A 26,147-nucleotide genomic window follows, 5' to 3' on the forward strand; every position below is an offset into this window, starting at 1 on the left:
TTATCCCCTCCAATCTGAAACAATGGTTTCTAATGTATGATTTAAGGTACTGCTGATGAGATCCGGGTAGACACCAATACCGACAATGGTTACGACCAAGAAAAACATCGGCAACCATTCTTTCCATGCAATATCTTGATGAGAAATAGATTTCTTTTGTTCTCCAAAACTGACAGAAAGGAGAGCACGTAAAGTATAAACTGCTGCTAAGATTAATCCCAGAGTGCCAACTGAAGCGTAGATAGGATGTCTTTCAAACAATCCCAGCAAGGAGAAAAATTCACTTACAAACCCGGATAACCCTGGTAAACCGAGCAAACCAAGGCTTGCCACCATTAAGATCCCTGAGTAGATTGGCATCGATTTAGCCAATCCTCCAAGGTTTTCTAATTGGGTAGATTTTGTTCGTTCATAAAGTGCCCCAACCAAGAAGAAGAATAGTGCAGATAATAAACCGTGGGAAATCGACTGAAGTACAGCACCTTGTAAGCCTACTTGATTGGCGGCTGCTATTCCCAATAGAATGATCCCCATATGACTTATACTGGAATATGCTAGTACGCTTTTCAACTCCTGCTGTGCAAATGCTAAGATCGCACCATACAACAAATTGATCAACCCAAACACCGCAAGTAGCGTAGAAATATACTCCATATAATCCGGAAACAGACTTACACCAAAACGGAGCATTCCATAGGCTCCCATTTTCAATAGGATTCCGGCATGAATCATCACTACAGAAGGAGGTGCTTGCACATGAACAAGAAGCATCCAGCGATGAAAAGGGAAAATAGGCAACTTGATCGCAAATGCGACGAGCAATAGAGTAAGCAAAGTCCACGTAAATGGATTAAAACTACTAATAGGTATCACTTTCATCAATGAATCATAATCAACTGATCCAAAATAAACATAGATTCCCACAATACCTATCAGCAAAAAAGCAGAACCTAGCCCATTGTAAATGAGAAACTGATAAGCAGCTCGCTCTTTTTTGGAATAACCCCAAATGCCAATTAAGAAAAACATGGTGATTAAGGTTAGTTCGAAGAAAAAGAAAAATAAAACGAGGTTTGTTGCGAGAAAAACCCCAATTGTCCCTACTTCCAACAATAAAAATAGAGAATAATACTGTTTGGTACGTTCCTTGATATAGATCGAAGCGATTGACCCAATAAAACTGACCAATGTTGTCAACATTAACAATGGCAGAGAAAGACCATCTAATCCAATGCTATATGAAATGGGTTCAAATGAACCGAATGTAAACCAAGAAACTTTTTCTACAAACTGCATTTCCTGTCCTGTTTGAAACGGAAAATAAAGATAAATAGTCAAAATAAGGGTAACAAAGGTAGTCAGATTGGCAATGACACGATGAGCTGAAAACTTCCTTTTTGGAAAGAACTGGAGTACCAAAACACCAACTAACGGTACACAAAGTAAAATGGATAAAATCCCCATCAGCCAATTAACCTCCCTGCTGTGATGGATAGAAGAAGAATGAGAGTACCGAAGATACTGATAAGGAGATATCTTTGTACTTGACCATTTTGAAGAAAGGAACCAATCTCTCCCAACTGTCTAGGTAACAATTTGATAAACTGTGCAACGCCTCCGAGAATAAATCTATCCCATCCCATCAATATCCAGCCTAATCCTTTTAAAGTCCACACAAAAACCGCTTGGTAGCATTCATCGACATAAAATTTGCGATAAGATAGTCGGTAACCAAATCCGCTATATTTTGCAATTTTAGCAGCAGACACCCATCTTCTTTGGTAAATCGCATAAGCCAAAAATACACCTAACAATGCGATCAGAGTCACTGCAACAGGAATCCACCATAGTGTCGAACTCTCTGTTACACCAATCCATTCTCCTAATATATGACTTGGAAATTGGACGAAGCCTGCAAATATAGAAAAGAACGCTAAAATCCAAATCGGTACTTGAAAATGCCAAGATAAAGATTTTGTCTTCTCTCCCGGTTCTTTTCCAGTAAAAACAAGAAAATACACCCGGAACATATAAAAAGCAGTACAAAAAGCGGCTAAAAGTGCTGCAACAAACAATGTATATCTCCCACTGTGATACACAGCTAAAAAGATCTCATCTTTGGAGAAAAAACCGGAAAAGGGCGGAATACCAGCGATACTTAAGCTACCGATTAAAAACATTACTGCCAGCCATTTTTGTTGTTTCCACAAACCACCCATTTTTCTGATGTCTTGTTCATGGCGAAATGCTACAATCACAGCTCCTGCTACTAGGAAAAGCAATGCTTTAAAAAATGCGTGAGTCAAAAGATGAAAAAAACCTGCTCCATAACCAAGTGAACCAAGCCCTAGCATCATATAGCCAAGTTGACTGATTGTCGAATAGGCTAGCACTCGTTTGATATTAGTTTGAGTCAATGCAATAACTGCTGCAAATAGTGCCGTAAAAGCCCCAATGTAAGCAACAACTGTCAGAGCTGTAGGAGATGCTTCAAATAACCAATACGTTTCTGCAATCAAAAATACACCAGCCGCTACCATTGTTGCCGCATGAATCAAAGCACTTACAGGCGTTGGGCCTTCCATTGCATCTGGTAACCAGGTATGCAATGGAAATTGCCCTGATTTCCCTACTGCACCCACAAATATCAAGATTGCAATGAGCGTGAGCATTCCTGCGGAAAGTTGATTCGTATCCACTGCTTGCTTCACAACAGCAAAATCAAAACTTCCCACTTGCCAATAAAGTAAACAAATCGCGATAAATAAACCAACATCACCAATACGTGTCACGATAAACGCTTTCTTTGCCGCTTGTTTTGCTGACTCTCTGTCAAAGTAGAAACCAACTAATAGAAAAGAGCAAACACCGACGAGCTCCCAAAAGAAATAAAGTTCTAAAAAATTAGGGGAGATGACTAACCCTAGCATGGAAAAAGTAAACAAGGACAGGTAAGCAAAAAAGGTATTGCTCCTCCCATCATCTTTCATATATCCCATGGAATAGAGTTGAACCAAACAACTAACCAAAGAAACAATAAACAGCATGGCTATCTGAATCGGTGTAAAACTAGCACCAACTGTTATGACATTGGATCCAATATGTAACCAATCTACTTTCCAATCTGTTATAGCCCTATTCCATACAAAACTTTGCAATAGTAAAAAAACTGCATAGAGAAAAGCTAGAAAAGTGGAAATTACTCCAATCCAAGAGACCCATAATTTTTTACCTTTTGTACGCAAAGTTAACTGTATCAAAAAGGCAAGGAGTGGGAGCAATGGAATTGTCCATGCAAAATTTATCATTTTGATCACCATCCTTATCCTTTCAGTGAGTTATATTGATCTGCTTCTGCCGTTTCTTTTTTCCGGTACAAAGCGATTAAGATTGCTAAGCCTACAGCGGCTTCAGCGGCTGCGACAGTAATCGTGAAAAACGTAAATATTTGTCCTTCTATATTTGGAAAGAAACCCAACCGAGAAAAAGCAACCAAATTCAAGTTAACAGCATTAAGCATTAATTCCACACTAAATAGGAGCATAACAGCATTACGCTTGGTCAGCACACCATACAACCCAATACAAAATAAAATAGCTGCAAGTGCTAGATAAGAAGTTAGGTACATTTATTTCTGCTCCTTTCGTGCCAATACAATCGCGCCAATGAGAGCAACCAGTAACAAAATAGATGCAAGTTCAAATGGAATGGCATAGTCCTTAAACAATGTAGTCCCAATACTTTGCACACTAGGGCTGTAAACTTTTACTGTTGGGGCAAAGATCGGATTTTGATAAATAATTAGCATGATAACAAGGAAAAATCCCGTGACAACAATGAGACTTAACCATTGATGAAGTTGAAATGACTTGCTTGCTCCACTTTCTTCTGGTTTCGTAAGCATAATTCCAAATATCATCAAAATGGAGATCCCACCTGCATAAACCAACACTTGTACTACGGCAAGGAACTCAGCCTGCAACAAGAGGTAGATGCCAGCAAGGCTGAAAAATGTAAATGCAAGCGACAATGCCATATGCATAACTCGTATCGCATTTAAGAAAAACACAGCCCCTCCAATCGCAAAAACCGAAAAGAGCGAAAAAGCAAAGAACTCTGCGTTCATGAGGGAGTCCCTCCTGTAGGCTTTTTAACCGGAATCGGGTTGAGTGTATTTTCAGAGCGGATATTTTCATCATTGGCAAACAACCACTCGCTATTTTTAAATAATTCATCACGAGAATACGTAGACAGCTCAAAGTTATTGGTCATTACAACAGCTTCTGTCGGACAAACCTCTGTACATAAATCGCATAAAATGCAAATTTCAAAGTTGATATTATATGTCTCAATTACTTTTCCTTTTTGGTTTGGATCAGGGTTTTTCTTTCCTGTAAGCGAAATGCAGTCCGTGGGACATACTCGAACACACTGATTACAAACAATGCATTTATCTGGATCAAAATATTGAATACCTCGGAAGCGATCTGGCATTTCTAAAGGCTCTTGTGGATAATTATAAGTTACTTTTGGTTTCACCATATTTTTTAGCGTAACATTTAACCCTTTGATTAGCCCAAGCATTTTTAGAACCTCCCTTTTTTAATAATAGTGAGTCAAAAATGGCACTTCTTTTAACAACGTGGTGAGAATGATATTAGCAAGTGCAACAGGAAGTAACACTTTCCATGCAAATTGCATGAGTTGATCAACGCGAATCCTTGGCATTGTAGCACGTACCCAGTATAAGAAAAACACTACGACACTAAATTTTATGATAAACCAAACGATTCCTGGTAAAAAAGTAAAACCGAAAGGCGCATTCCATCCACCAAGAAACAAAACAGTAGTAAGGGAAGACATGGCAAAAATGTATACATATTCGGCCAACATGAAAAACGCAAATCGAAATCCACTATATTCTACATGGTAACCTGCAACCAACTCTGATTCTGCTTCTGGCAAATCAAATGGAGTTCGATTTAACTCGGATACAGATGAAATAATAAATACGACAAATCCAATAATCTGAGGAAAAATAAACCATGTTTTCTGTTGAGCTTCTACTATATCGTTCAGATTGAGTGAACCGACTGTCAGTACAATCCCTACCACCGACATTACAAGCGGAATTTCATAACTTATCATCTGGGCAGCTGAGCGCATACCTCCAAGTAGTGCATATTTATTATTAGATGCCCATCCGCCTATCAAAATGCCAATCGTTGTTATACTAGAAATAGCCATGTAATAGAGAAGGCCGACTCCAATGTCCGTGAACTGAATTTGAGAGCTAAAAGGCATCACGGCTAGAACGACAAAAGCTGGAACAAAGGCAATGATAGGGGATAATTTAAATAGAGTTTTATCTGCGTTTTTTGGGATCGTATCTTCTTTGATAAGTAGCTTTACGATATCAGCAACTGTTTGCAACAATCCCCAAGGCCCTACTTGGTTTGGGCCTATCCTGCCTTGGATCCAACCGATCACCTTGCGCTCTGCCAAAATAGCATACGTAACAAACCCAAGAACGATCAGCAACAATATAACTGGCCCCAAATACAAAAGGAGCGTATTCATCAACCATCTACCTCCCCTAATACGATATCGATACCACCAAGGATAGCAACCAAGTTAGAGAGATTCTCATCCTTGAGTAAAGTCGGGAGAATTTGTAGATTATAAAAAGATGGTCGTCTGAATTTGATTCGCCAAGGTTTGTCTTTCCCTTTGCTTACAATATGACAACCAAGTTCTCCACGAGGGGACTCGATCCCAACATACACCTCTCCCTCCGGTACACGAAGTACGCGTGGGACTTTCCCCATAATTTTTCCTTCTGATGGGAAATTTGCTACTGCTTGTGCAACAATTTTTAATGATTCATCAATTTCTTTCATTCTACAAAGATATTTTTGATAAAGATCTCCCACTTCTCCTACTGGAACATCAAACGTGAACTGCTCATAGATCGAATAAGGAGCGTCCTTTCGCAAATCCCAATTTAAACCAGTCACACGTAAGTTAGCCCCCGATAAGGCAAAGTTAATAGCTGTTTCTTGATCGTAGACTCCAATTCCCTTGGTACGTTGGATAAAGATCTCATTACCAGTCACCAACTGGTGATATTCTTTCATTTGCTTTTGCATATACGAGACGAAATGATCTACTTTGCCAATCCAATCTTTTGGTGCATCCCATTTTACTCCACCGACACGCATGTAGTTATATGTCAATCTCGCCCCACATAGCTCATTAAACAAATCTAAGATCTGCTCTCTGTCACGAAAAGCGTACAGAAATGGACTCATTGCACCGATATCGAGTAAATATGTACCCATCCAAACTAAGTGACTAGCTACCCGATTGAGTTCCATCACGATCACACGCAAAAATTCTGCTCGCTCTGGAATTTCTAATCCCATTAACTTCTCTGTTGCATGCACGACCGCATAATTGTTAGTCATTGCAGACAGATAATCCATCCGGTCTGTATAGGGGATGATTTGTGTATAAGTTAAATCCTCTGCTAATTTTTCTGTCCCTCGATGCAGGTAGCCGATTACTGGCTCTGTTTCCACAATCCGTTCTCCATCCACTTTCACTAACAAGCGGAGTACTCCATGTGTACTAGGATGTTGCGGTCCCACATTTAAGAGCATCTCTTCTGTACGTATCATGCTAAACCCCCTCATCAAACGCTTCATAATCTTTGCGAAGCGGATGACCTACCCAATCATCTGGCAGTAGAATTCGTTTCAGCTCAGGATGATCAGTAAATTGAATCCCCATTAAGTCATACATTTCCCGTTCGTTCCAGTTAGCCGCTGCAAAAAGACTCGATGCACTAGGAAGTACAGCATGTTCCCGATCTAGTTTTACCTTTACTGCAATTCGTTCTTTACGATTTAAATCATGCAGGTGATAAACTACCTCCAGATGTGTTTCATAGTCGATCGCTGATGCATTTTGCAAATAGGTAAAATGCAAGGACTCTTCATTTCTCAAAAAGGTCAAAATCTCTAACCACTTTTCCCGGGAAATAAGGATAGTAGGAAGATGATCGTTTGGTTGATTGATATACCCTTCTACAATTGCTGACTCACCAAAATTCCGCCGTAATAAAGCGACTAATTCATCTACGACAGGCTGCTTGGGAGAAGGAGGTAATGGTTTTTGTTCTACTTTTTTTGCTGCTGGTTTTGGACGAACAGGCGGTTTTTTTTGTTCTTCACTCATTGGCTCGTCACCCGCTTTCCTGTTTTGGCTTCGTAGCGGATTTTCTCTTGTAACTTGTGAATCCCATAAATCAATGCTGCTGGATTTGGTGGACATCCTGGAATATAAACATCAACGGGCACAATTTGATCAACCCCTTTAACGACGGAATATGATTTCACATAAGGTCCGCCAGCAGTAGCACACGATCCCATCGCTATAACCCATTTTGGTTCCGGCATTTGATCATAGAGTCGACGAAGCAATGGAGCCATCTTTTTTGTCACTGTACCTGCAACAATCATTAAGTCAGATTGCCTAGGTGATGCCCGGAAAATGACACCAAATCGATCCAAATCATAATGTGAGCCGCCTGTTCCCATCATCTCTATCGCACAGCATGCTAGTCCAAAGGTTAAGGGCCACATGGAATTACTTCTTGCCCATGCTTTTACCTGATCCAAACTCGTGGTAAGGACATTTCGTTCCATTGATTGACGTGTCAAAGGATCTATTGATTCAAAATTCACTTCCACTCTAACACCTTCTTTTTCCATGCATAGATAAGTCCTAAAATTAAAAACCCAAGAAACAAGCCCATTTCCAATAAAATCCCTAATCCTATTTCAGAGCGCAATACATCATACGATGCTGCCCATGGGAAGAGATAGATAGCTTCTACATCAAAAATAACAAATAATAGTGCGTATAAATAATAGCGCACATGAAATTGAACCCAACTTCCACCTATTGGATTTACGCCACTTTCATAAGTAGTAGCTTTTTCTTCACTAGGCTTTGACGCTCGTAAAAAACGCCCCAATGTTAAAGCTGCAATCGGTAGTAATACAGCAACTAGAAAAAAGATACCAATGATGAGAAAAGATTTGCTTATTGGCATGTATGAAACTCCTTTGCATCCATCTTCTTTCAAAATAAAACGCTTTCAGATTTTTAGACAAAAAAAGAAACCACTCTCTTGTGAATCTCAGTTAAAAAAAGCTACAACTGCAGAAAGGAAACCAAATAAGATGGCACTTGTACATTCCTATTCCAAATAGCGAATCATCTTGCACGCAATTTAAAGCGAAATTTTATAAAAACAACCAATCTTTTGAACTGATTATAGCAAAAAAAGAAGAGTTGTGTCTAATTATGCACAAAGCATAGAATTCTTTTTCACATATATATGGTGAAAAATGATCATTTTGTTTATATTTGGTTTATCGTCTATCCTTCCACCGCCAATCTACAGCATTTCTCTCTTTATTAATGAAGTAGATATGTTTAATTCGAATGATTCTCTACTTCTAGCAAAAAGCAAAATATGTATTTTTTATGTCTGAAATTAAGTCTATATTTAGAATATAAATACATCCCTAAAGGATAACTTTGGTTTTATATATAATTCCTGAGGAGGAGGTGTTTTTCTTGAGTAAAACTAGTTCCATTATCTTATCTCTTGCGCTTCTGTTGAGTAGTTTTTCTATCTTCCTCGCAAATCCAGATGTCAGTTTGGCTGCACCACATTTTCAAATACCTTTTCCTTGTGGGCAAACTTGGGTGGGGGAGACGCGTACCAATCACAATCCAAAGTTATCGATCGACTTTAGACGCACCAATGCATCTGGCGATACAATCGTAGCATCATCATCTGGAAAAATTAAAAAAATAGGAAACCTTGGTAACAAGAGCTATGGCAAATATGTCTATATCGACCATGGAAATGGTTGGGAAACAAGGTATGCACACCTGAGTAAAATCACAGTAAAAAAAGGTCAAATCGTGAACGCAGGGCAGAAAATTGGAAATGTCGGCAGTACAGGAAAATCTACTGGACCTCACCTGCATTTTGAACAAAAATATAACGGAGTCGTAAAACCTATTTATTTTGGATTTATCAAAGCATCCTATTATCGCGCTAAAATATATAAAAGCTTAAATGGTTGTTCAACGATACATTACACAGGATTCATTAAAACCAATTCAGGAAAGTTACCTGTCTACGAAAAACCAACTGCCTCTTCCAAAGTCGTTCAATCATTAGCAAATAAATCGAAAGTAACCATCTATTGTCAAGTGAAAGGTAAAGCAGTAAAAGGTCCATATGGTACCAGTAAATGGTGGAACCAAATTGGAAAAGGGAAATACGTCCCGGATTCGTTTGTATATACAGGTTCTGATGACCAAATCGCCCCAACTTGCAAGTAAAACTTACTGAATAAACTAAACAAACAGTTTATTGGTATTCCAGCTGTAGAACAGTCAGATCAATAAGTCGATTGTTTCGTTACTAGTAACACTTTTTATTCAATGAACCCCCTTCATGGAAATAGAAGGGGGTTCTCTATATACTTTGGATCATTACTTTCTATTCAGCTGAATATCATATTAGATATCCAGCTGAACACCTAGATTTGTATTTCCCTATTTCTTGATTTTATTTCCCACTCGGCCTCTCCTTCACTACATATCCGTTATTCTTCCATTCTTTCTTTTTCTTTTCTGCAATGGCTTCTGCAGTTTCCTTTTTAGTATAATGGCAGGAAGAATAATTATCAGGAAATGCGATAACTTTATCACCCATATCCTGAATGACAAGCCATCCTTCAAAGGGGTGGAGACCACATCGCTGGATTCCAATTTTTACGTTCTTTCGAGGCATCAGGTACTTCTTTCATCTAGGTGATTAACAATTTTAGTTATTATAGCAGAAATAATTATATAAATTAAAACAAATAAACCTCTTTACAATATCTTAATGAAGTATGGAAATTACAATTCCACCTGCTAGAGCCCAATCATTATAGGATACATATCCAGTGTTTTACACTTGATTTTGCAAATCATTCATATACTTTTCGTGGTCAATAAATTTAAACAGAAGTTTGATTCATCTTGGCCTGGTAAGATTCTTTATTTTCGGCATTTCGAATTGAATTGCCCGGCAAATCTATTAGCAACTCTTTTTTGATTAGAAAACCATATTACAAAGATCAAAAAAATTTCAAACAGTACCTTGCAATGTACAATAGCGCATGTTATTATCCTATCAGCAAGTACAATGCATTGCACAGTACCTTAAGATAATTGGATGTGATCAGATGAATGTACAATTTAAAAAAGGTGTACTGACTTTATGTGTGCTAGTGCTAACACTAAAAAAAGATAGATATGGTTATGAATTAGTTCATACGATATCGGAAAAATTTCTTATTGCAGAAGGAACTATCTACCCTCTTCTCAGGAGACTGACCAAGGAAGGATACTTTACTACTTACTTAGTAGAATCAACCGAAGGTCCCCCAAGAAAATACTATCAGCTGACAGAAGTGGGTCAAAAGTATGCAGATGAGTTGATCGAAGAATGGAAAGAATTTTCAGCTGCAGTAAATCTGTTGATTGAGGAAGGGATTTTAAATGAACAAAAATGAGTTTTTTTCGCAACTGAAAATACATCTACAAAAACTACCCAAGGATGAACAGGAAGCAGCTATTGCAGATTATGAAGAACACTTTGAGCATGGATTATTTAAAGGTCGGACAGAAGAAGAGATTGCACACAGCCTCGGAAATCCGAAGAAAATTGCTCGGGAGTTAGTAACAGAATATCACTTAGAGCATGCAGAGCAAAACAGCTCTTACACGAGTATCACTCGAGCGGTATTAACTTCATTAGGTTTAGGATTTCTTAATTTGGTATTTGTTCTTGCACCCTTTATCGCAATCGTAGTCGTAATTATATCCTTGTATGCTGTGTCACTCGCATTTGTTCTTTCTCCTTTATCCATTATCGTTACATTATTTAGTGGTGACAGTTGGCAATCTGTCTTGTTACTTGGTTTTATCACCTTGATCCTCTTAGGAATTGGATTAGTTCTTGGAGCATGGAACACTTATTTTTCAAAAAAATTCATCAATTGGTTTGCCCGTTATTTAAAGTCCAATCAACGAATCATCAGAGGTGAAAGAAAATGAAGAAAGTCATCATTACAGGAATCATTATTTTTATTGTTGGATTAGTCGGTGCATCTTTTATGGTATATAACCGTATGGGATTAGAGGAAGAAACGCCTTTTAAACATGAAAAAATGCAGAATGGATCAGCAATTCATAATGTGAAGGTAGTAAGTAACTCGGTCGATATGGAAATTTACCCGAGCACAAACAACCAAATTAAAGCTTCTTTTAAAGGAACAAAACAAGAAAATGTAACAACAGACCTCCAATTAACCACGAATGGCGATACAGTCGAAATACAAGCAATACGAAATGAAACAAGCTATCGCAACTGGATTCATTTTGATATAGGTGCTATCAAACAACCAACAAAAGTCGCCGTGTACTTACCTAAGAAACAATACAACTCACTTATGCTCCAAACGAATAACGCAGACATCCAGTTAAGCGATTATTCTGGAAAAACAGCCACTGCAAACACAAAAAGTGGCGACATTAAGCTACAAAATACAGATGCTTCCCTATCCGTTCAAACAGGTCATGGAGATATTCATTTGACTGGAGCAATTAATTTGAAAGCAAACAATACGATAACAACAAGTTCAGGAGATATTCATATGGAATTCAGCAACATTCAAGACCCAACTAAGCCATTAGGAGAGAGTCAGCTTAGTCTGAAATCTACTCAAGGTGATATATCCTTAAGTGGGTACCAAGGAAAAAAACTAGAGGCGAATACCACAAATGGAGATGTCACACTTCAAAATATAAATACGAATTTCTCTGTTAGTTCTAGTAATGGTGATATTCACATGCAATCCATAAACAACTTTCACGGTCAAAATCAAGTCAATACAAGCAATGGAGATATCAATGTCGCCGTTGGCCATGATCCCAAAACGCTAAATGTAAATTTCGAGGGAAGCAATGTTCAATCTGATTTTCCCATACAGGGGAATGCCACCTCAACCAATAACGAAGATAATCGTGAACTAAAAGGAACGATTGGGACAGATTCACCTAATCCACCTACGTTAATGATGAAGACAAGCTTCGGGGATGTATCCTTTAGCAGATAATTATTTAAAAGGGGATATGAAATGGATATACCAAAAGAAGCACAGCAAGCATATACATTTTGGATACTAGCTATTGTAGCAGGGATGGCGGAAACAATATTTTTCGTAATTGATTCGTTACTAAAAAATGCCACCTCTATTCAAGGGTTAGTTATGGGAATTCTTATCCGTGGAATCATTTACACGATCTTTATCTTCGTTACCATTCAGATGAGAAAACGAAAAAACTGGGCACGAATCACCTTAGCAATTGGTTTAGGGATCGTGGGCACATTAACACTAATAATCGACCCTATTTCTTGGCTGATGGAAGGTCATGCAATCAGCGAAGCATTTGTAGGTCTAAATGTCTGGTCTATATTATTCACCTTAAGTCGAATCATTCATATCATCTGTGTTTTTGCTGCACTATTTTGGATGTTCCGGCCAAATGCAAACCAATATTTTCGGGCTGCTAAATACACCTCTGTAAATAATTAACCAAAGATTGTTCCATATTTGATAAATTTGGTGAATCGCTATAGGAACTCACAAGTGCTTTATTATCGAGCATTCGTGGGTTCTTCTTTATACATTTTTGTTATTCTTTGTGCTTGACCTTCACGTATACGTGATACGACATAATAACAACTACGAGGTGATTTAATGTTCAGCACAGGAGAACTAGCCAAAAAAGCAAACATTAGCAGACGAGCGCTTCATTACTATGATGAAATAGGTCTGTTAAAACCAACAAAAACAGATGATAAACATTACCGTTATTATGATCAACATGCGCTTGTACAACTTCAAGAAATACTACTATTAAAATCAATTGGTTTTACCTTAGATCAAATCAAACAATTTCAATATCGATCTAAACGCATCACGTATAAGGAAAACATCGTGCATTCTATTCAAGAACAAATCGATCAAGTACAAAACGAAAAGGAAAGATTAGAACGAAAACTTTATTACTTGCGAACAACTCTTCATACCATTCAATTAAAAGGAGGACAGGTTGATCCAAAAGATATATTTGATCTCATTCAATTACTAGAAGATCGAAAGATGGAAAATGGTGTAGTGTCAGCTACTTTTCATGATGATTATTTCACGGAAGAGGAAAAGACTATTTTGAAACAATTACCTGTTGTAGGCAGCGATAACCCAACTGTTACTGTAATGATAGAGCTAGCTGAGCAAATCCGTAAAAATTTACATTTATCTCCTCAATCTACTCACATGCAACAAATTGCCAAACAACTTCATGAAATTAATCTACAGCTATTTCAAAACGATACATCATTGGCAGAAAAGTATTGGGAGCGGATTAAACCAGATAAAGGACAATCACCATATGTTTATGGTTTAGATCAAACATTAATGGACTATATAGATGAAATGTATACTTACTTCATTCAACAACAGGAGCGTGCACAAGATGAAAGATAATCAATCTATCCTTTACCCAACATGGAGTTGGATCGTTGGAATCATTAGTTTAACTATTTTCTTACTATCAGCTAGTTGGCTGTTATGGGCTGGAAATTCTGCTATACGGTATACTGCAGATCACACAGGGACGATCTCCATTTGGGTAATCTGGATACCATCATTTGTGGGGATACTCCTTACTCGACTTATTCCTTTGCATTTAAATAAATACAACCCCCTCAATAAGCTAGATGAAGGAGTAATTAGTTTACAAACTTGGATCTTTGTACTGGGCGCTGTGTTATTCCCTGCTATTCTTTTACTTGTAAAAGGAACAGGGGAAGAATTTCAACTTTGGTATATGATATTAAAACTAGGCTTTTTATTAGTAATTCCTTGGATGTTTATCTTCATTTTCAAATGGCGTGATGCAAGTTACGTAAAGACAAAATCACCATCTACTTCATATAGATGCGATTGGATTGCACCATTGATTATTACATGCATATGGATATACTTGCGCTACTTCTCCATATTGTCTCCGCCACATGTACCAAGTAAAATTACAGATTCAACGATACTGCTCATTACGCTATTAGTTGGTTTCCTTATCAATAGTTTGCTAGAAGAGATTTTTTATCGGGTGTGGCTACAAACTCGTTTAGAGAGGTTGATCGGTCCATGGTCAGCTATCCTTCTTACATCCATTCTTTGGGCCATTTGGCATGTTTCTATACAGAGCATCGGCCAATGGGATCTTGATCTGGCAACTGTTATTTCCAATCAAGGTGTAACAGGTTTATTTTTAGGATACTTTTGGGCTAAATATCGAAATGTTTGGGTATTAATTATCATTCATGGTGTTATGAATGCTTCTCCACAGCATCTATTGGAACTTTTCAATATGTAAAGATAAACACTAGTATTGAGTTCTCAAATATCAATAAAATACTCTAAACAGTTGGGGGATTGTGCTTTCTTCTTAATCATAGAAAAACCGTTGATATTACATTAAAAATCAACGGTTTTTCTCTACTTTATCATATACTATAATAGTAAAAATTCTGGATTTGGTTTGATATTCAATTACTTTTTCATTTGCTGTTATAGATTGATAGCAAATGAGTTAAAAATTATAGTACTCACAAAAGTTATTTATTTCTTTGATACGTAAGACCAACTACACCTGAATCAAATACTCTTGAATCAACTAATCTTAAATCCATTTTATGGGGAATATCTTTAAATAATGGCTTTTCACTCCCTAAAATAACCGGATTCACCGTTAAACGATATTCATCAATCAAATCCAGTTGCATCAAAGATTGAGCCAAGACAGGACTGCCTATAATAATCATATCTTTCCCTGACTGTTGTTTAAGTTTCATAATCTCTTCCGCAATATTTTCTTTTACTAGACGGGAATTTTTCCAATCCACCTTTTCTAATGTCTTGGAAAAAGCTATTTTTGTTGTATTTTCTAACCATTTAGAATGGTTGATTTCATGCTCGGAACTCCCTGGATTATCAGGCACCGATGTCCAATATTGCTGCATCCCCAAAAAGGTAGTGCGTCCCCATAAAACGGTATCTACGTTACTCAAAACTTCCTCCGCATATTTCTCTAATTCATGATTATAAGAAATCCAACTGATATCCCATGGGCTTGATCCTTCTACACAACCATCCAGCGAAGTATGCATATATAAAACGACTTTTCTCATCATTTGTCACTCCAATCATTTATGTTTATATTCCTATTTTAGGATCTTACATATCTTTTAACCATATATGGCAGAGCTCCAGTTACGAAGGATCTATAACGGTTGTAATTTGCCAAGTGACTCCAAATTTATCTTTTACTTGACCATATAACGGACTCCAAAACGTTTCTTCTAAAGCCATGAGAACTTGACCTTCTTCTTGCAGTTTGGTAAACACTTCTCTTGTTTTATCAATGTCATTAGTAGCCAATGAAATAGTGACTTGGTCTCCTATGGGCAGTGTTTGACCTGTAAATGTATCAGAAATCATTAGATCCGTATCTCCCACTTTTAAATGAGCATTGATTATACGCTGTTTCATCTCATCTGGTATTGGGAAATCTGAATTTGCTGGCATATCTCCAAATGTTTGGATTTGCATGACTTGCGCATCTATTGCTTCTTGGTAAAATTCCACTGCCTCTCTCCCATCACCGTCTGTTAGAATATAAGGATGAATTCCTAGTATCATCGTACATATCCCCTTTTTATTTGTATTTGGTGACTACAAAACTACCTTTTTCTCTGAGAGTTCTTGTAGTGTTCTTTTCATGTTTTCATTCTAGCAACTATCTTTTACTAAGATTTCTTATCGATTGCGGAAATGTCTTTTAAGAGAAACTACTTAAAACAAATGAAGTTCTTCTTCTCGGGTAAATAGATTCACAGAAAAAACGCCATCCTTTCTTTTTTCCATTCCTATAGAAAGAATAGCGTGTTTTTTGTTTTGAGGAACCATTTTGTTTTTAGCTTTATGCGCTTGTACGGCGACCCCTAGATTTTCAATGACTCTAAACTCCAAATTGTTTTAAGTGATAGTCTAAGTGCTTGTAAATTCCTTTTCCCCATTGTTCAGAAGTAAGTTTGCCGAAAAAAGGATGTGGATGAGTGGTACACTTTTCTGGCCCATTATTTTGGAATGCTATAATTTTTTGTTTCAGTTTTTCTCTTTCTGTTTCAAATTCTTTTTCATCTGCAACCAAAATGGTCGGAATAGTGGACATATTGCGGGATAATGGCTTGTTATTATAAAAAATTGGTTTCACAAACTTTCCAATTAATATCCCTAACCAACCTCTTGGAGGAAAAGAATTTCCCATGGCAATGTCTTGGAACAATGAGCAGTGAGCTAGCATTTGGGCAACATCCATTTTTCCCCATTGCGGTTGTGAAGTTGGGCTCAATTTGTCGATACGATTTAAAATTTCCTCTGTATCTAAATGATTAAAAATATTTTTCATTAGTGCAAATCCCCTTGCTTCCATTTCTTAATTCCTAAAGAAAAAATAGCGCTTTTTTTCGATTTCGGAGATTTTTTCTTAACTTGATGACATGAGAACGAAGGGAGAATTGTTAAGCGATTAGGGAAATAGTACCCAATAATCGTTGTCTGCTGTTCGGATATTTCATCCCAATCACAATCGTGGTCAAAAAGGTATTTTTAGTACTTGGAGTACCTCTTGGCGAACGCATATCAAATTTTAGTTTAATTAGAATAAGAGAGAATAGCGACTCCTGTATCCGTTGTCTGTGTGTTTATCAATTTAAAGGATTTTTGATCTATTCCTTCTTTAAAGAGTCGCTCTCCTTTCCCAACCACAACAGGATTAACGATAAAATGGTATTCATCAATGAGATCATGTTGCATCAGGCTCCGAATGAGCTCACCGCTTCCATAGATTAAGAGATTTTGGCTGGACTCTTGTTTTAGCCTTTTTATTTCTTCTATTACGTTACCTTTGATAAAATTTGCATTCCATTCTGCATCTTCTAAAGTTGTAGTAGGAACAAACTTTGGAACACTATTCATTCTATCAGCAAAACCATCTTCATCTTTCATTGCAGGCCAAGCAGCAGCCATTCCTTGATACGTTTTTCTTCCTAACAAAAGTGCTTCACTTGCAAACAGAAGATCATGTTGAAATTTCCCTACTTCGTGATTAAAATATGGTGCAGTCCAAGCGGGTTCTTCCATTACTCCATCCAATGACAAGTATAAAGATACGATGACTTTTTTCATAATAGTATTCCCCTTTAGTGTATTTATAAATTAAATAATTATCATATATATTAAAATTCAAATACAGATGGTTGTGCACAAAATAATTTATACATTTAAATCTAAATTTTCTCCAATTTCCCTAATCATTTTATTCTTTTAAGAAAAGTTAGCACGATCTTACTTTAATTCATTTTTTGCTTTTAAAAATGGTTTGTAGTTTTCCATGTACGCCACAAGAAGATATACATTTAGCAGAACAACGACTAGCGCAGGTAGGATCGTTTTCATATCTAGAAACAGATGAAATAATATGATGTTTACTGAAATAGGCGTATATAGTACTAATGCTAAAGGAACAAAACGGTTTATGATTAATAATATACCTGCGACAAATCCTAACACACTAACAATGCCTGGAATATATTGAGCATTATTGATCCCTGTTATAAATTGATTAGCAACAGGATTCGAATATTGAACTGGAGGTGCAAATTGAATGAAAATATTTAGTACACCAATAGTACCAAATGCTACTAAAAGAATACCAAGACCAATGCGTGCAATCAGAGGCAGTTTTTTTGTCATATCATTCACTCCTATTTATTTGTGTTTTTTTCTTTGTTACGGTAATCCAATCTACTGAATCGAAAAATCTCGAATCAATCAATTTTAGACTCCTTGATGAATCCCTAGTATCATCGTACATATCCCCTTTTTATTTGTATTTGTGATCTACAATACTACCTTTTTCTCTGAAAGTTCTTGTAGTATTCTTTTCATGTTTTCATTCTAGCATCTATCTTTTACCTAGATTTCTTATCGATTGCGGTAATGTCTTTTAAAAAAATTCGCATTAATAATGGGAGAGAAACTAAAATAGGCGGATCATCAAGCAAAGGAGGACGGAGGGTAACTTGTTGAAAAGGAACCGAAAAGCAGTCTTTCACAATGATAGGTTGATGGGAGCGAAAGCGGAGTGTCTTTTCTGGCAGCAAAACATCACTTGACTCCATTTCCCATGAAACTGATGTTGCCATCAAATAGTACATCCCAGGGTTCACATTTTTAAAACAAAATGATCCTTCAGAAGAAAGTAAAGTTCCATATAAAGGAAGACCTTCTGGAACTGGTTTTGCAAATAATCCAATGAAGATCACTCCTTCAATAGGCACTTCCGATTCCACGATACCTTCTATTCTATTATCTATTGAATTTGGCAACTTACTAAGAGACCATTGATTCATCTGTTTTAAGGAAGGAAAGTCCTCATTAACCATCTGAGTTGACTTTCTAAATGCAGAAGGGGTCATTCCAACACGTTTTGTAAATTGGGTAGTAAACGTCCCCAAGCTTTGTTGACCAATATTTAATCCTATATCACGTACAGGAAAGTTGGTATCCAATAACATCTTTTTTGCCTGTTGCATTCGAAGCGAAGAAATATAATAAAATGGAGAAACCCCTATTTTTTCTTTGAAAATCCGAGTAAAGTGATAAGGACTATAGCCTGCATAATTAGCAATTTCAGATAGAGACAGAGGTCGATCTAAATGATATTGGATATAAGAAACAACACCTTCTAATTCCTTTTCATATCGATATAACTTCATCACGTTTACTCCTGACTAAATTTTTTCAGTTTACATTAAAAATTCATATTAAAAATCATAGCATCTAACTTGTAATCTTGATGGAACAATATAAAACATATGCCACGAATTATATAATATTATACTATATGTAAATTATTTGTATAGAAATTAAAATCAACGAAATGAAATTTTCTCCTTTTTTTGTTTTATTTTACCAATTATTAATAGTAATAGTGCAGGCACCAGAGCAAAGAAAAAATCAAGAAAAGGTTTATATCTGTCTAAACTAAATAAGTAGCTGGTATCCGTTGCAACTAATTTCGCTAACAATACAAGTAATATTCCGAGCGGAAGAATAAAGGAACGCGAGTTTTTTATTTTAAACAACTGAACCAGACCAACATGTGAACAATAAAAACATATGACCATTCGACAATAAAGATCAAAAAAAGATAACATATTAATGGCAATTTGTATTTTTTGGAAAAAATCACCCAATTGCACTCTCATTCCTAATTTCCATCCTGGATAGAGTATAGTGGAAGTAATATTTACTCCTAGCACAAGAATAGTCATTGCTGTAAATGAAATGACAAACAATCCACCCATAATAGTCCCAATCACCCAAGATTTCTTTACTTTTTCCTGCGGGTAAACAAAAGGAACAATCATAAGAAAAAAAACAATTCCACAAAAGGTAAACTTATAAAGGTTATAGAGCCACGCATAATTTTTTGAAATCCACCTTCAAAAAAAACTGGTTCTAAATTTCGGATATCTGCAACAGAAATAAATGAAATTGTAAGAATAATTATAGCTAGAAGGATAAAAATATATAGTAACTCAAAACTCCTTGCTATCGTTTCAAAGCCTAAACTCACTCCCATAACAATAACCACTGCGAATAATATATATATAGCGATAGAAGGAGTTCGCGGTAATATTTGAGATGTTACAAAATCCCCAGTATACCTCATAGAAAGAGCAGCGTAGTAAAATGAGTAGAGAACAAACAAAAAGATTACTATTTTCCCTGCCCATTTCCCTAATATTTGCTCACTATATTCTACAAAGGTTTTCTGAGGATAGATTCTACTTAATGGATAGTAAACAAAAAGAATAATACACAGCCCTACCAATAAACTTATAAGACCCACTATCCATCCATTTTGCTTGGCATCTACAGCTTGAATCAGAGGTATGATTGCAATTTCATCACCAACTATAAATACAAATAATAAAACGATTAGTTGGAAAGCAGAGATCTGTGCTCTATCGTTCATATTACTCACCTTCTTTCCTTTATTCTAGCGAACCATATACCATATCCTTAAGGGGTTTAAAAAAATAGATGACTCCATCTGAAATTATCGGTAAATCCACATGAAGTGCTAGAGAAATACTCAGCACTATATCAATCGAGATTAAGCAAATGTATAAAATAATCTCTTTTTTTTGTCCTTCTTTCCAAATACTTGGTAATTGCCATAAAACAGTAGCAAGAAATAAGATAGCTATAATGGCAATATTCATTCCTTTTACTCCTTAATCTTTTTTAGATTAGAATTATTAATTATACCAGTAAAAGTAACATTGACCTTACTTTGTATGTTTGAGGGAATGTTTCCAAAAAGTTGCTGATTCCACTTTTCCTTATTTTCCATCCAATAATCTGGATCATCTCGATAAACTGCTCGGCCGAATTCCAGTACATCTGTTTTGTATTTTTTCTGAGCAGCGAAAATAACAGACTTGATTATTCTTGTAATTTCTTTCTGAGCAAGTACATTCAATGTTCTTATCGTCTGTGGATTATCTATCTGTAAGTTTTCACATTGAACTTCATTTATATTTATCTCTGTCTGTACCTTAATCTGAATAAGAGGATGAGAATTTTGCCTCTTACTCTTCACAGATGTTTTCGTATGTAATACTTCTAACATAATCCTTTTTTGAGAATGACCAGGACAAAAAATTCTTATATATGTTTTTTCTATCTTATTTAAAATAAAATTTAGTCCTATGCTCTCTTTTTCACTAAGCCAACCTACCAGCTTATCCCGGTGAAAAACACCAATGTTACTTATTTTTAAAAATGTTTCGGGTGCTATTTTTTTCACATTTTCTTCTACTTCTCCTTTTTCTTTTGACTCGATCAATTCAATTGCCGTTAACTTAGCTTCTTCTCCTTCATTGGATAAATTGGAAATCAGATCATCCATCATGCTTCCCATAACGGCACCTTTTGTTTTTATTTGAGTTTTGATAGAAGCATAAATCAAATCTGCCGGATTCTGTGTAAACGGTGTCATCACTTCTAAAATATTCTCTGCAGTATTTCCTCTTGCAATACATATATAGAAAATTGGTTCTGTCCCTCTACTTCGAGAAAAATAATCCAATATATCTTTTAATCCTTCTCGAGCTAGATTTTCTCCTATAACAAGAACCTTCATTTGTGAGGTATAGTTTTCTCTATCACTCAAGGTGGTTCGTTTTTGCATTGCTTCCGATATAGATTTTCCTTTTGTTTTATAGGTAACAACGGGAGACTGATTTCCTCCACCTTTTTGGGAAGCAATCGTAGCCGGATTTACAACCTGTGTGGTTACTACATATTGATCCTTTATCTTATCAATTCCCAAGGAAGTAATTAATGCTAAATCGTCGAGTTCTCTAGAATCCCAACAAGCCGTACAGATCATACATAAACAAACAAAGACTAAAAAAAAGATATTTTTTGTCACTCTTTAAACTCCTTGTTCGTAGGTGTGAGCGGTAGACGAATAAAAGCATCTTTTTGTCCTGCCTTAATGAATGGAGAAAATGGAGTCATGTATGGAACTCCAAAGGAACGCAAACTACACAAATGAAGTACAAGAGCAATGACTCCAATCATGACACCAATGAGACCAAAAATTCCAGATAACAGCATAAATATAACTCGTAAAATACGAATGGCTATCTCCATATTACTTGAAGGAATTATAAAACTAGATATCGCTGTTCCAGAAATCACGATCACGACAGCAGCAGTTACTATTCCTGCTTCCACAGCTGCTTGACCAATAACAACTGCTCCTACAATCGATACTGCCTGTCCCACTACTCTAGGCATTCTTATGCCAGCTTCTCTTAGTATTTCAAACATCAAAAGCATAAGTAGCGCCTCACCAAGAGTAGGTAAAGGGACCCCTTCATGCTGACGGGCTAAATTGAGCAACAATGGATATGGAATCAGTTCTGAGTGAAAAGTAGTTATCGCGACATAAATCGCAGGACCAAATAAAGCTAATAAAAGTCCGATATATCGCATGAAACGAATTATTGATCCTATATCAAAACGCTGATAATAGTCTTCGGGAGACTGCATAAATTGAGAGAAAATTGCTGGAACTAAAAGAACAAAAGGAGTACCGTCCACTAAAATTGCTACTCGCCCTTCTAACAATCCTGCAGCAATTACATCTGGACGCTCTGAGTTATACATAGTGGGAAATGGGGTAAACTTCTTATCTTGTATAGATTCTTCTATCATCCCCCCTTCCAAAACACCTGACAAATCAATTTTTTTTATACGGTTTCGAATTTCTTGAATGAGATTCTCTTCTACCAATCCTCGAATATATATAATTGCTAAACTTATATTTGTTACTTTCCCTGCCGATTGATTTTCTACTTGAAGTCTCGAATCCTTTATTTTCTTCCTTATCAAAACGATATTGGTTGCAATCGATTCAGAAAAAACTTCCTTAGGTCCCCGTACTACAGTTTGGGTAGTTGGTTCACTCACAGCACGTTCTTTCGACTCATTTAATCCAAACGCTAAACCCACTGCGCTCTGATCGATTAATAAAATAGCGTACCCAGATAATAGATGCTCAAATAACTCGTTAAGATTCCCTATATCCTGGATATCTCCTGCCGTAAGTATTGATTCTTTTAAGAGTTGAAGAGGATTATTCTCAAGACTAATTAATTCTTCAAGTTCTGTTCCTTTGATCTCTAGCATCAATGGGTCTAGGATATTTTGTTGAATTGATTTTTTATCTGCCAATCCATCTATATAAACAATAGCTGCTCTTAGTGATCTATTTTTGCCAAAACGAATCTGGCGAATTATGACATCACTACTAACTCCTATTCTTTCTTTTAATTGTTCTAAATTGTTATCTAAAAATAAAGGTTTATTATCATCCTCATCTTGATTCGTAGGTTGGTCCATTTTCCCTTTATTCATTCGCTCAAAGATACTCATTGTACTCACCTTTATTCATAACTCGTGTTTGATTTGTAGTGTTTGTTAATTCTACATTTTTTAACAGGATTCTAGGTAATAAAAAAAAGCACTTCCTATAAGTTAAGGAAGTGCTTTCCAATTTACTCTATTTCCATTTTGCCACATCTAAGCGATTTACTGCGCGTCTCAATGCTAACTCAGCACGTGCTAAATCTCCATCGTGTTCGGAGATACGCCCTTTTGCTCGGCTAGCCGCAGCTTCCGCACGAGCTACATCAATATCACTAGATAATTCTGCTGTTTCCGCAAGGATTGTCACACCACTAGGACGGACTTCCAAAAAACCACCACTGATTGCAATGCGCTCTTCTTTTCCTTCATCTTTTACCCTTAGAACCGTAACGGATAGAGGACTCACAAGTGGAGCATGATGAGGAAGAATACCAATATCCCCATTTGCTGCACGAGTGATAACCATTTCTACTTCTTTGGAGTATACTTTACGCTCTGGAGTTACTATATCCAAATGCATTTTACTCATGTGATATCACTCCCTCTAGACTGTTACGCCAAGGGATTTTGCTTTTTCAATGGCTTCATCAATATTACCAACCATATAAAAAGCATCTTCAGGAAGATGGTCATGCTTACCTTCCAAGATTTCTTTAAAGCCACGTACAGTTTCTTTAACTGGAACATATACTCCAGGCTGTCCGGTAAACTGCTCCGCAACGTGCATGTTTTGAGAAAGGAATTTTTCAATTTTACGAGCACGAGCTACCAATTGTTTATCGTCTTCAGATAATTCATCAAATCCAAGAATCGCAATGATGTCTTGTAGTTCATTATAACGTTGTAAAATCTGCTGCACACCACGTGCAACATTATAATGCTCTTCTCCAACAATCGCTGGACTTAAAATACGAGAAGAAGATGCAAGAGGATCAACCGCTGGGAAAATACCTTTTTGAGTCAGGCGACGTTCCAAGTTGGTGGTTGCATCCAGGTGAGCAAACGCAGTTGCTGGTGCTGGGTCCGTGTAATCATCCGCAGGAACATAAATAGCTTGGATGGAAGTTACAGAACCAGATTTGGTTGAGGTAATACGCTCTTGCAGCTGACCCATTTCCGTAGCTAGGGTTGGTTGGTAACCTACCGCGGATGGCAGACGACCGAGAAGTGCGGATACCTCAGAACCTGCTTGGGTAAAACGGAAGATGTTATCCACGAAGAACAACACGTCTTGTCCTTCTGTATCGCGGAAGTACTCAGCCATAGTAAGACCAGTTAGTGCAACACGCATACGTGCACCTGGCGGCTCATTCATCTGACCAAATACCATCGCGGTTTTGCTGATAACGCCAGAATCTTTCATTTCATGGTAGAGGTCATTACCTTCACGTGTACGTTCCCCGACACCAGAGAATACAGATAGACCACCATGTTCTTGAGCAATATTGTTAATCAATTCCTGAATCAAGACGGTTTTTCCAACACCTGCACCACCAAATAATCCGATCTTACCACCTTTGGAATAAGGTGCAAGCAAGTCTACTACTTTGATTCCGGTTTCTAGCATTTCTTGTTCGGTTGATTGCTCTTCAAAACTTGGAGCAGAACGGTGAATTGGTAGTTTTTCAGTAGCTTCAACAGGACCTGCTTCATCAATAGGCTCACCCAATACGTTAAAAATCCGACCAAGTGATGGGCGTCCTACTGGCACAGAAATTGGAGCACCTGTATCTTCTACATCCATTCCACGTACCAAACCATCTGTAGATGACATAGCGATAGTTCGTACGTTGTTGTCTCCAAGGTGAAGAGCCGTTTCAAGAGTTAGCGAAGTTCCATCGCTTTTCTTAACAACTAGTGCATTATTAATCTCAGGTAGTTGTCCACGTCCAAACTCAACGTCAACGATAGGACCCATTACCTGTAAAATACGTCCAAGACTCATCTTATTTCCCTCCTTAACAAAAAACTATAAAGCTGCTGCTCCACCAACGATCTCTGCGATCTCTTGGGTAATCGCTGCTTGTCGTGCACGGTTAAATTCAAGTGTTAACTTACCAATGATCTCATTTGCATTTTCCGTAGCATTTTCCATTGCGTTCATCTGCGCTGCATGTTCACTTGCTTTTCCTTCTAGAAGCGCATTATAGATCAATGTTTCTGCATATCGAGGCAATAACTCCGCAAGTACTCCTTCTTCCGATGGCTCATATTCATAAGCAGTACTGCTTGTTTTTGTTTCATCTTGTACTAACTCATCACCCGCAAGTGGCAGTAAACGTTTTTCCACAGGACGCTGGACAACAGGATTCACAAACTCGTTATACAGCAAATATAGCTCATCGAAACTGCCATCAGCATAGTTGCTAACCGCTTCTTTTGCGATATTTACCACTTCTGCATACTGAGGAATTGCTGAAATACCTGTTGTTTGTCCAATGATGGGAACCTCACGCTTTTGAAGGACTTCCAATCCTTTTCGACCAATAACAAATACTACATATTCATCTTTGGATTTATGGCGTTGTCCTAACTTTTCCATGAGTAAACGAATTAGATTACTATTGTATCCACCTACAAGTCCACGGTCAGAGGTAACAATCAAATAACCGGTCTTCGATACAGGACGTGATTCTAACATCGGGTGTTTCACACCTGATGAACCTTGTGAGAGGTTTATGATAACGTCTTTTAATTTATCTGCGTAAGGACGAGATGATTCCGCTTGTTCTTGTGCTTTACGCAGGTAGGAAGCAGCTACCATTTTCATTGCTTTGGTAATCTGCTTGGTCTTCTCAAAAGAATTTATCTTAATTTTAATATCACGCATTGTTGCCATCGTTGATTCACCGCCTTTCCTTTCAG

At 37.1% G+C, this 26,147-nt stretch carries 30 protein-coding genes and 1 pseudogene; 7 read left to right on the forward strand and 24 right to left on the reverse strand.

Annotated elements, in window-relative coordinates:
* From GSM42_RS03855 to ndhC, 10 genes are read right to left on the reverse strand one after another with little or no spacing between them, the layout of a single operon-like run.
* Window positions 1–1,464 (reverse strand): complex I subunit 4 family protein, encoded by a 1,464-nt coding sequence (locus GSM42_RS03855; protein ID WP_160800221.1) that lies wholly within the window; start codon window positions 1,462–1,464, stop codon window positions 1–3.
* The gene (gene nuoL / locus GSM42_RS03860) at window positions 1,464–3,308 is read right to left on the reverse strand and encodes an NADH-quinone oxidoreductase subunit L (protein ID WP_202404768.1); all 1,845 of its coding nucleotides are present in this window, start codon (window positions 3,306–3,308) and stop codon (window positions 1,464–1,466) included. The genes GSM42_RS03855 and nuoL overlap by 1 nt, the downstream gene beginning before the upstream one ends.
* Before the next feature lie 14 nt (window positions 3,309–3,322).
* On the reverse strand, window positions 3,323–3,628 hold the full coding sequence (gene nuoK, locus GSM42_RS03865; RefSeq protein ID WP_160800223.1) for an NADH-quinone oxidoreductase subunit NuoK: 306 nt from the start codon (window positions 3,626–3,628) through the stop codon (window positions 3,323–3,325).
* Complete coding sequence (locus GSM42_RS03870) at window positions 3,629–4,126, reverse strand: NADH-quinone oxidoreductase subunit J (protein WP_160800224.1); 498 nt, start codon at window positions 4,124–4,126, stop codon at window positions 3,629–3,631.
* On the reverse strand, window positions 4,123–4,584 hold the full coding sequence (gene nuoI / locus GSM42_RS03875; protein ID WP_160800226.1) for an NADH-quinone oxidoreductase subunit NuoI: 462 nt from the start codon (window positions 4,582–4,584) through the stop codon (window positions 4,123–4,125). Before nuoI ends, GSM42_RS03870 begins: the two co-directional genes overlap by 4 nt.
* An 18-nt stretch (window positions 4,585–4,602) precedes the next feature.
* The gene (nuoH, locus tag GSM42_RS03880) at window positions 4,603–5,580 is read right to left on the reverse strand and encodes an NADH-quinone oxidoreductase subunit NuoH (RefSeq protein ID WP_160800228.1); all 978 of its coding nucleotides are present in this window, start codon (window positions 5,578–5,580) and stop codon (window positions 4,603–4,605) included.
* Window positions 5,580–6,680 (reverse strand): NADH-quinone oxidoreductase subunit D, encoded by a 1,101-nt coding sequence (locus GSM42_RS03885; protein ID WP_160800230.1) that lies wholly within the window; start codon window positions 6,678–6,680, stop codon window positions 5,580–5,582. Before GSM42_RS03885 ends, nuoH begins: the two co-directional genes overlap by 1 nt.
* A gap of 1 nt (window position 6,681) precedes the next feature.
* Window positions 6,682–7,239: an NADH-quinone oxidoreductase subunit C gene (locus GSM42_RS03890; protein ID WP_160800231.1), complete on the reverse strand. Its 558-nt coding sequence runs from the start codon at window positions 7,237–7,239 to the stop codon at window positions 6,682–6,684.
* Entirely contained in the window at window positions 7,236–7,709 is a 474-nt protein-coding gene (locus GSM42_RS03895; RefSeq protein WP_237446470.1) for a NuoB/complex I 20 kDa subunit family protein, read from the reverse strand. The genes GSM42_RS03890 and GSM42_RS03895 overlap by 4 nt, the downstream gene beginning before the upstream one ends.
* Before the next feature lie 35 nt (window positions 7,710–7,744).
* Entirely contained in the window at window positions 7,745–8,119 is a 375-nt protein-coding gene (ndhC, locus tag GSM42_RS03900; RefSeq protein WP_160800233.1) for an NADH-quinone oxidoreductase subunit A, read from the reverse strand.
* A gap of 530 nt (window positions 8,120–8,649) precedes the next feature.
* Between ndhC and GSM42_RS20935 the strand changes: the two genes are divergently transcribed.
* On the forward strand, window positions 8,650–9,429 hold the full coding sequence (locus GSM42_RS20935) for a M23 family metallopeptidase (protein WP_275402118.1): 780 nt from the start codon (window positions 8,650–8,652) through the stop codon (window positions 9,427–9,429).
* 229 nt (window positions 9,430–9,658) lie between these two features.
* On the opposite strand, the gene GSM42_RS03910 is transcribed toward GSM42_RS20935, so the two are convergent.
* The gene (locus GSM42_RS03910) at window positions 9,659–9,883 is read right to left on the reverse strand and encodes a hypothetical protein (RefSeq protein WP_160800234.1); all 225 of its coding nucleotides are present in this window, start codon (window positions 9,881–9,883) and stop codon (window positions 9,659–9,661) included.
* Between the two features lie 439 nt (window positions 9,884–10,322).
* On the opposite strand from GSM42_RS03910, the gene GSM42_RS03915 reads away from it, so the two are divergent.
* From GSM42_RS03915 to GSM42_RS03940, 6 genes are all read left to right on the forward strand, one after another.
* Complete coding sequence (locus tag GSM42_RS03915) at window positions 10,323–10,652, forward strand: PadR family transcriptional regulator (protein WP_160800235.1); 330 nt, start codon at window positions 10,323–10,325, stop codon at window positions 10,650–10,652.
* Window positions 10,639–11,196, forward strand: a complete 558-nt coding sequence (locus tag GSM42_RS03920; protein WP_160800236.1) for a DUF1700 domain-containing protein — start codon at window positions 10,639–10,641, stop codon at window positions 11,194–11,196. Before GSM42_RS03915 ends, GSM42_RS03920 begins: the two co-directional genes overlap by 14 nt.
* Entirely contained in the window at window positions 11,193–12,257 is a 1,065-nt protein-coding gene (locus GSM42_RS03925; protein ID WP_160800237.1) for a DUF4097 family beta strand repeat-containing protein, read from the forward strand. Before GSM42_RS03920 ends, GSM42_RS03925 begins: the two co-directional genes overlap by 4 nt.
* Window positions 12,258–12,278: 21 nt before the next feature.
* Window positions 12,279–12,737 (forward strand): hypothetical protein, encoded by a 459-nt coding sequence (locus GSM42_RS03930; protein WP_160800238.1) that lies wholly within the window; start codon window positions 12,279–12,281, stop codon window positions 12,735–12,737.
* Between the two features lie 165 nt (window positions 12,738–12,902).
* On the forward strand, window positions 12,903–13,691 hold the full coding sequence (locus GSM42_RS03935; RefSeq protein WP_160800239.1) for a MerR family transcriptional regulator: 789 nt from the start codon (window positions 12,903–12,905) through the stop codon (window positions 13,689–13,691).
* Window positions 13,681–14,583, forward strand: a complete 903-nt coding sequence (locus GSM42_RS03940; RefSeq protein WP_160800240.1) for a CPBP family intramembrane glutamic endopeptidase — start codon at window positions 13,681–13,683, stop codon at window positions 14,581–14,583. Before GSM42_RS03935 ends, GSM42_RS03940 begins: the two co-directional genes overlap by 11 nt.
* A 241-nt stretch (window positions 14,584–14,824) precedes the next feature.
* On the opposite strand, the gene GSM42_RS03945 is transcribed toward GSM42_RS03940, so the two are convergent.
* The 13 genes and pseudogenes from GSM42_RS03945 to atpG all read right to left on the reverse strand — a co-directional run bounded on the left by GSM42_RS03945 (window position 14,825) and on the right by atpG (window position 26,121).
* A complete protein-coding gene (locus tag GSM42_RS03945) occupies window positions 14,825–15,397 on the reverse strand; it encodes a dihydrofolate reductase family protein (protein ID WP_160800462.1) in 573 nt (190 codons plus the stop codon).
* Window positions 15,398–15,479: 82 nt separating this feature from the next.
* On the reverse strand, window positions 15,480–15,908 hold the full coding sequence (locus GSM42_RS03950) for a VOC family protein (RefSeq protein WP_160800241.1): 429 nt from the start codon (window positions 15,906–15,908) through the stop codon (window positions 15,480–15,482).
* Between the two features lie 319 nt (window positions 15,909–16,227).
* Window positions 16,228–16,677, reverse strand: a complete 450-nt coding sequence (locus GSM42_RS03955) for a DUF1569 domain-containing protein (protein WP_160800242.1) — start codon at window positions 16,675–16,677, stop codon at window positions 16,228–16,230.
* 245 nt (window positions 16,678–16,922) lie between these two features.
* Window positions 16,923–17,456: a dihydrofolate reductase family protein gene (locus tag GSM42_RS03960; protein ID WP_160800243.1), complete on the reverse strand. Its 534-nt coding sequence runs from the start codon at window positions 17,454–17,456 to the stop codon at window positions 16,923–16,925.
* Window positions 17,457–17,615: 159 nt separating this feature from the next.
* On the reverse strand, window positions 17,616–18,023 hold the full coding sequence (locus GSM42_RS03965) for a DoxX protein (RefSeq protein WP_160800244.1): 408 nt from the start codon (window positions 18,021–18,023) through the stop codon (window positions 17,616–17,618).
* A 218-nt stretch (window positions 18,024–18,241) separates the two neighbouring features.
* Complete coding sequence (locus GSM42_RS03970) at window positions 18,242–19,048, reverse strand: helix-turn-helix transcriptional regulator (RefSeq protein WP_160800245.1); 807 nt, start codon at window positions 19,046–19,048, stop codon at window positions 18,242–18,244.
* 156 nt (window positions 19,049–19,204) lie between these two features.
* Window positions 19,205–20,313, reverse strand: a pseudogene (locus tag GSM42_RS21290) (GerAB/ArcD/ProY family transporter).
* Between the two features lie 19 nt (window positions 20,314–20,332).
* Complete coding sequence (locus GSM42_RS03985; RefSeq protein WP_160800248.1) at window positions 20,333–20,563, reverse strand: hypothetical protein; 231 nt, start codon at window positions 20,561–20,563, stop codon at window positions 20,333–20,335.
* A 5-nt stretch (window positions 20,564–20,568) separates the two neighbouring features.
* Complete coding sequence (locus tag GSM42_RS03990) at window positions 20,569–21,777, reverse strand: Ger(x)C family spore germination protein (RefSeq protein ID WP_160800249.1); 1,209 nt, start codon at window positions 21,775–21,777, stop codon at window positions 20,569–20,571.
* Window positions 21,774–23,288: a spore germination protein gene (locus GSM42_RS03995; protein WP_160800250.1), complete on the reverse strand. Its 1,515-nt coding sequence runs from the start codon at window positions 23,286–23,288 to the stop codon at window positions 21,774–21,776. Before GSM42_RS03995 ends, GSM42_RS03990 begins: the two co-directional genes overlap by 4 nt.
* Window positions 23,289–23,415: 127 nt before the next feature.
* Window positions 23,416–23,811 carry a F0F1 ATP synthase subunit epsilon gene (locus tag GSM42_RS04000; RefSeq protein WP_160800251.1) on the reverse strand — a complete coding sequence of 132 codons (396 nt, stop codon included), beginning with the start codon at window positions 23,809–23,811 and terminating at the stop codon, window positions 23,416–23,418.
* A 15-nt stretch (window positions 23,812–23,826) separates the two neighbouring features.
* Window positions 23,827–25,227, reverse strand: a complete 1,401-nt coding sequence (gene atpD / locus GSM42_RS04005) for a F0F1 ATP synthase subunit beta (protein WP_160800252.1) — start codon at window positions 25,225–25,227, stop codon at window positions 23,827–23,829.
* A 24-nt stretch (window positions 25,228–25,251) separates the two neighbouring features.
* The gene (gene atpG, locus GSM42_RS04010) at window positions 25,252–26,121 is read right to left on the reverse strand and encodes an ATP synthase F1 subunit gamma (RefSeq protein ID WP_160800253.1); all 870 of its coding nucleotides are present in this window, start codon (window positions 26,119–26,121) and stop codon (window positions 25,252–25,254) included.
* Window positions 26,122–26,147: the final 26 nt, after the last annotated feature.

The organism is Shimazuella alba (genome assembly GCF_009831235.1).
In the GTDB taxonomy this organism is placed as follows: Bacteria; Bacillota; Bacilli; order Thermoactinomycetales; family Thermoactinomycetaceae; genus Shimazuella; species Shimazuella alba.

Bases quoted from the DNA above. Each gene is read 5' to 3' on its own strand.
- GSM42_RS03855 (WP_160800221.1), bottom strand. From the start codon at position 1,464: ATGGGGATTTTATCCATTTTACTTTGTGTACCGTTAGTTGGTGTTTTG.
- nuoL (WP_202404768.1), bottom strand. From the start codon at position 3,308: ATGATAAATTTTGCATGGACAATTCCATTGCTCCCACTCCTTGCCTTT.
- nuoK (WP_160800223.1), bottom strand. From the start codon at position 3,628: ATGTACCTAACTTCTTATCTAGCACTTGCAGCTATTTTATTTTGTATT.
- GSM42_RS03870 (WP_160800224.1), bottom strand. From the start codon at position 4,126: ATGAACGCAGAGTTCTTTGCTTTTTCGCTCTTTTCGGTTTTTGCGATT.
- nuoI (WP_160800226.1), bottom strand. From the start codon at position 4,584: ATGCTTGGGCTAATCAAAGGGTTAAATGTTACGCTAAAAAATATGGTG.
- nuoH (WP_160800228.1), bottom strand. From the start codon at position 5,580: ATGAATACGCTCCTTTTGTATTTGGGGCCAGTTATATTGTTGCTGATC.
- GSM42_RS03885 (WP_160800230.1), bottom strand. From the start codon at position 6,680: ATGATACGTACAGAAGAGATGCTCTTAAATGTGGGACCGCAACATCCT.
- GSM42_RS03890 (WP_160800231.1), bottom strand. From the start codon at position 7,239: ATGAGTGAAGAACAAAAAAAACCGCCTGTTCGTCCAAAACCAGCAGCA.
- GSM42_RS03895 (WP_237446470.1), bottom strand. From the start codon at position 7,709: ATGGAACGAAATGTCCTTACCACGAGTTTGGATCAGGTAAAAGCATGG.
- ndhC (WP_160800233.1), bottom strand. From the start codon at position 8,119: ATGCCAATAAGCAAATCTTTTCTCATCATTGGTATCTTTTTTCTAGTT.
- GSM42_RS03910 (WP_160800234.1), bottom strand. From the start codon at position 9,883: ATGCCTCGAAAGAACGTAAAAATTGGAATCCAGCGATGTGGTCTCCAC.
- GSM42_RS03915 (WP_160800235.1), top strand. From the start codon at position 10,323: ATGAATGTACAATTTAAAAAAGGTGTACTGACTTTATGTGTGCTAGTG.
- GSM42_RS03920 (WP_160800236.1), top strand. From the start codon at position 10,639: ATGAACAAAAATGAGTTTTTTTCGCAACTGAAAATACATCTACAAAAA.
- GSM42_RS03925 (WP_160800237.1), top strand. From the start codon at position 11,193: ATGAAGAAAGTCATCATTACAGGAATCATTATTTTTATTGTTGGATTA.
- GSM42_RS03930 (WP_160800238.1), top strand. From the start codon at position 12,279: ATGGATATACCAAAAGAAGCACAGCAAGCATATACATTTTGGATACTA.
- GSM42_RS03935 (WP_160800239.1), top strand. From the start codon at position 12,903: ATGTTCAGCACAGGAGAACTAGCCAAAAAAGCAAACATTAGCAGACGA.
- GSM42_RS03940 (WP_160800240.1), top strand. From the start codon at position 13,681: ATGAAAGATAATCAATCTATCCTTTACCCAACATGGAGTTGGATCGTT.
- GSM42_RS03945 (WP_160800462.1), bottom strand. From the start codon at position 15,397: ATGAGAAAAGTCGTTTTATATATGCATACTTCGCTGGATGGTTGTGTA.
- GSM42_RS03950 (WP_160800241.1), bottom strand. From the start codon at position 15,908: ATGATACTAGGAATTCATCCTTATATTCTAACAGACGGTGATGGGAGA.
- GSM42_RS03955 (WP_160800242.1), bottom strand. From the start codon at position 16,677: ATGAAAAATATTTTTAATCATTTAGATACAGAGGAAATTTTAAATCGT.
- GSM42_RS03960 (WP_160800243.1), bottom strand. From the start codon at position 17,456: ATGAAAAAAGTCATCGTATCTTTATACTTGTCATTGGATGGAGTAATG.
- GSM42_RS03965 (WP_160800244.1), bottom strand. From the start codon at position 18,023: ATGACAAAAAAACTGCCTCTGATTGCACGCATTGGTCTTGGTATTCTT.
- GSM42_RS03970 (WP_160800245.1), bottom strand. From the start codon at position 19,048: ATGAAGTTATATCGATATGAAAAGGAATTAGAAGGTGTTGTTTCTTAT.
- GSM42_RS03985 (WP_160800248.1), bottom strand. From the start codon at position 20,563: ATGAATATTGCCATTATAGCTATCTTATTTCTTGCTACTGTTTTATGG.
- GSM42_RS03995 (WP_160800250.1), bottom strand. From the start codon at position 23,288: ATGAGTATCTTTGAGCGAATGAATAAAGGGAAAATGGACCAACCTACG.
- GSM42_RS04000 (WP_160800251.1), bottom strand. From the start codon at position 23,811: ATGAGTAAAATGCATTTGGATATAGTAACTCCAGAGCGTAAAGTATAC.
- atpD (WP_160800252.1), bottom strand. From the start codon at position 25,227: ATGAGTCTTGGACGTATTTTACAGGTAATGGGTCCTATCGTTGACGTT.
- atpG (WP_160800253.1), bottom strand. From the start codon at position 26,121: ATGGCAACAATGCGTGATATTAAAATTAAGATAAATTCTTTTGAGAAG.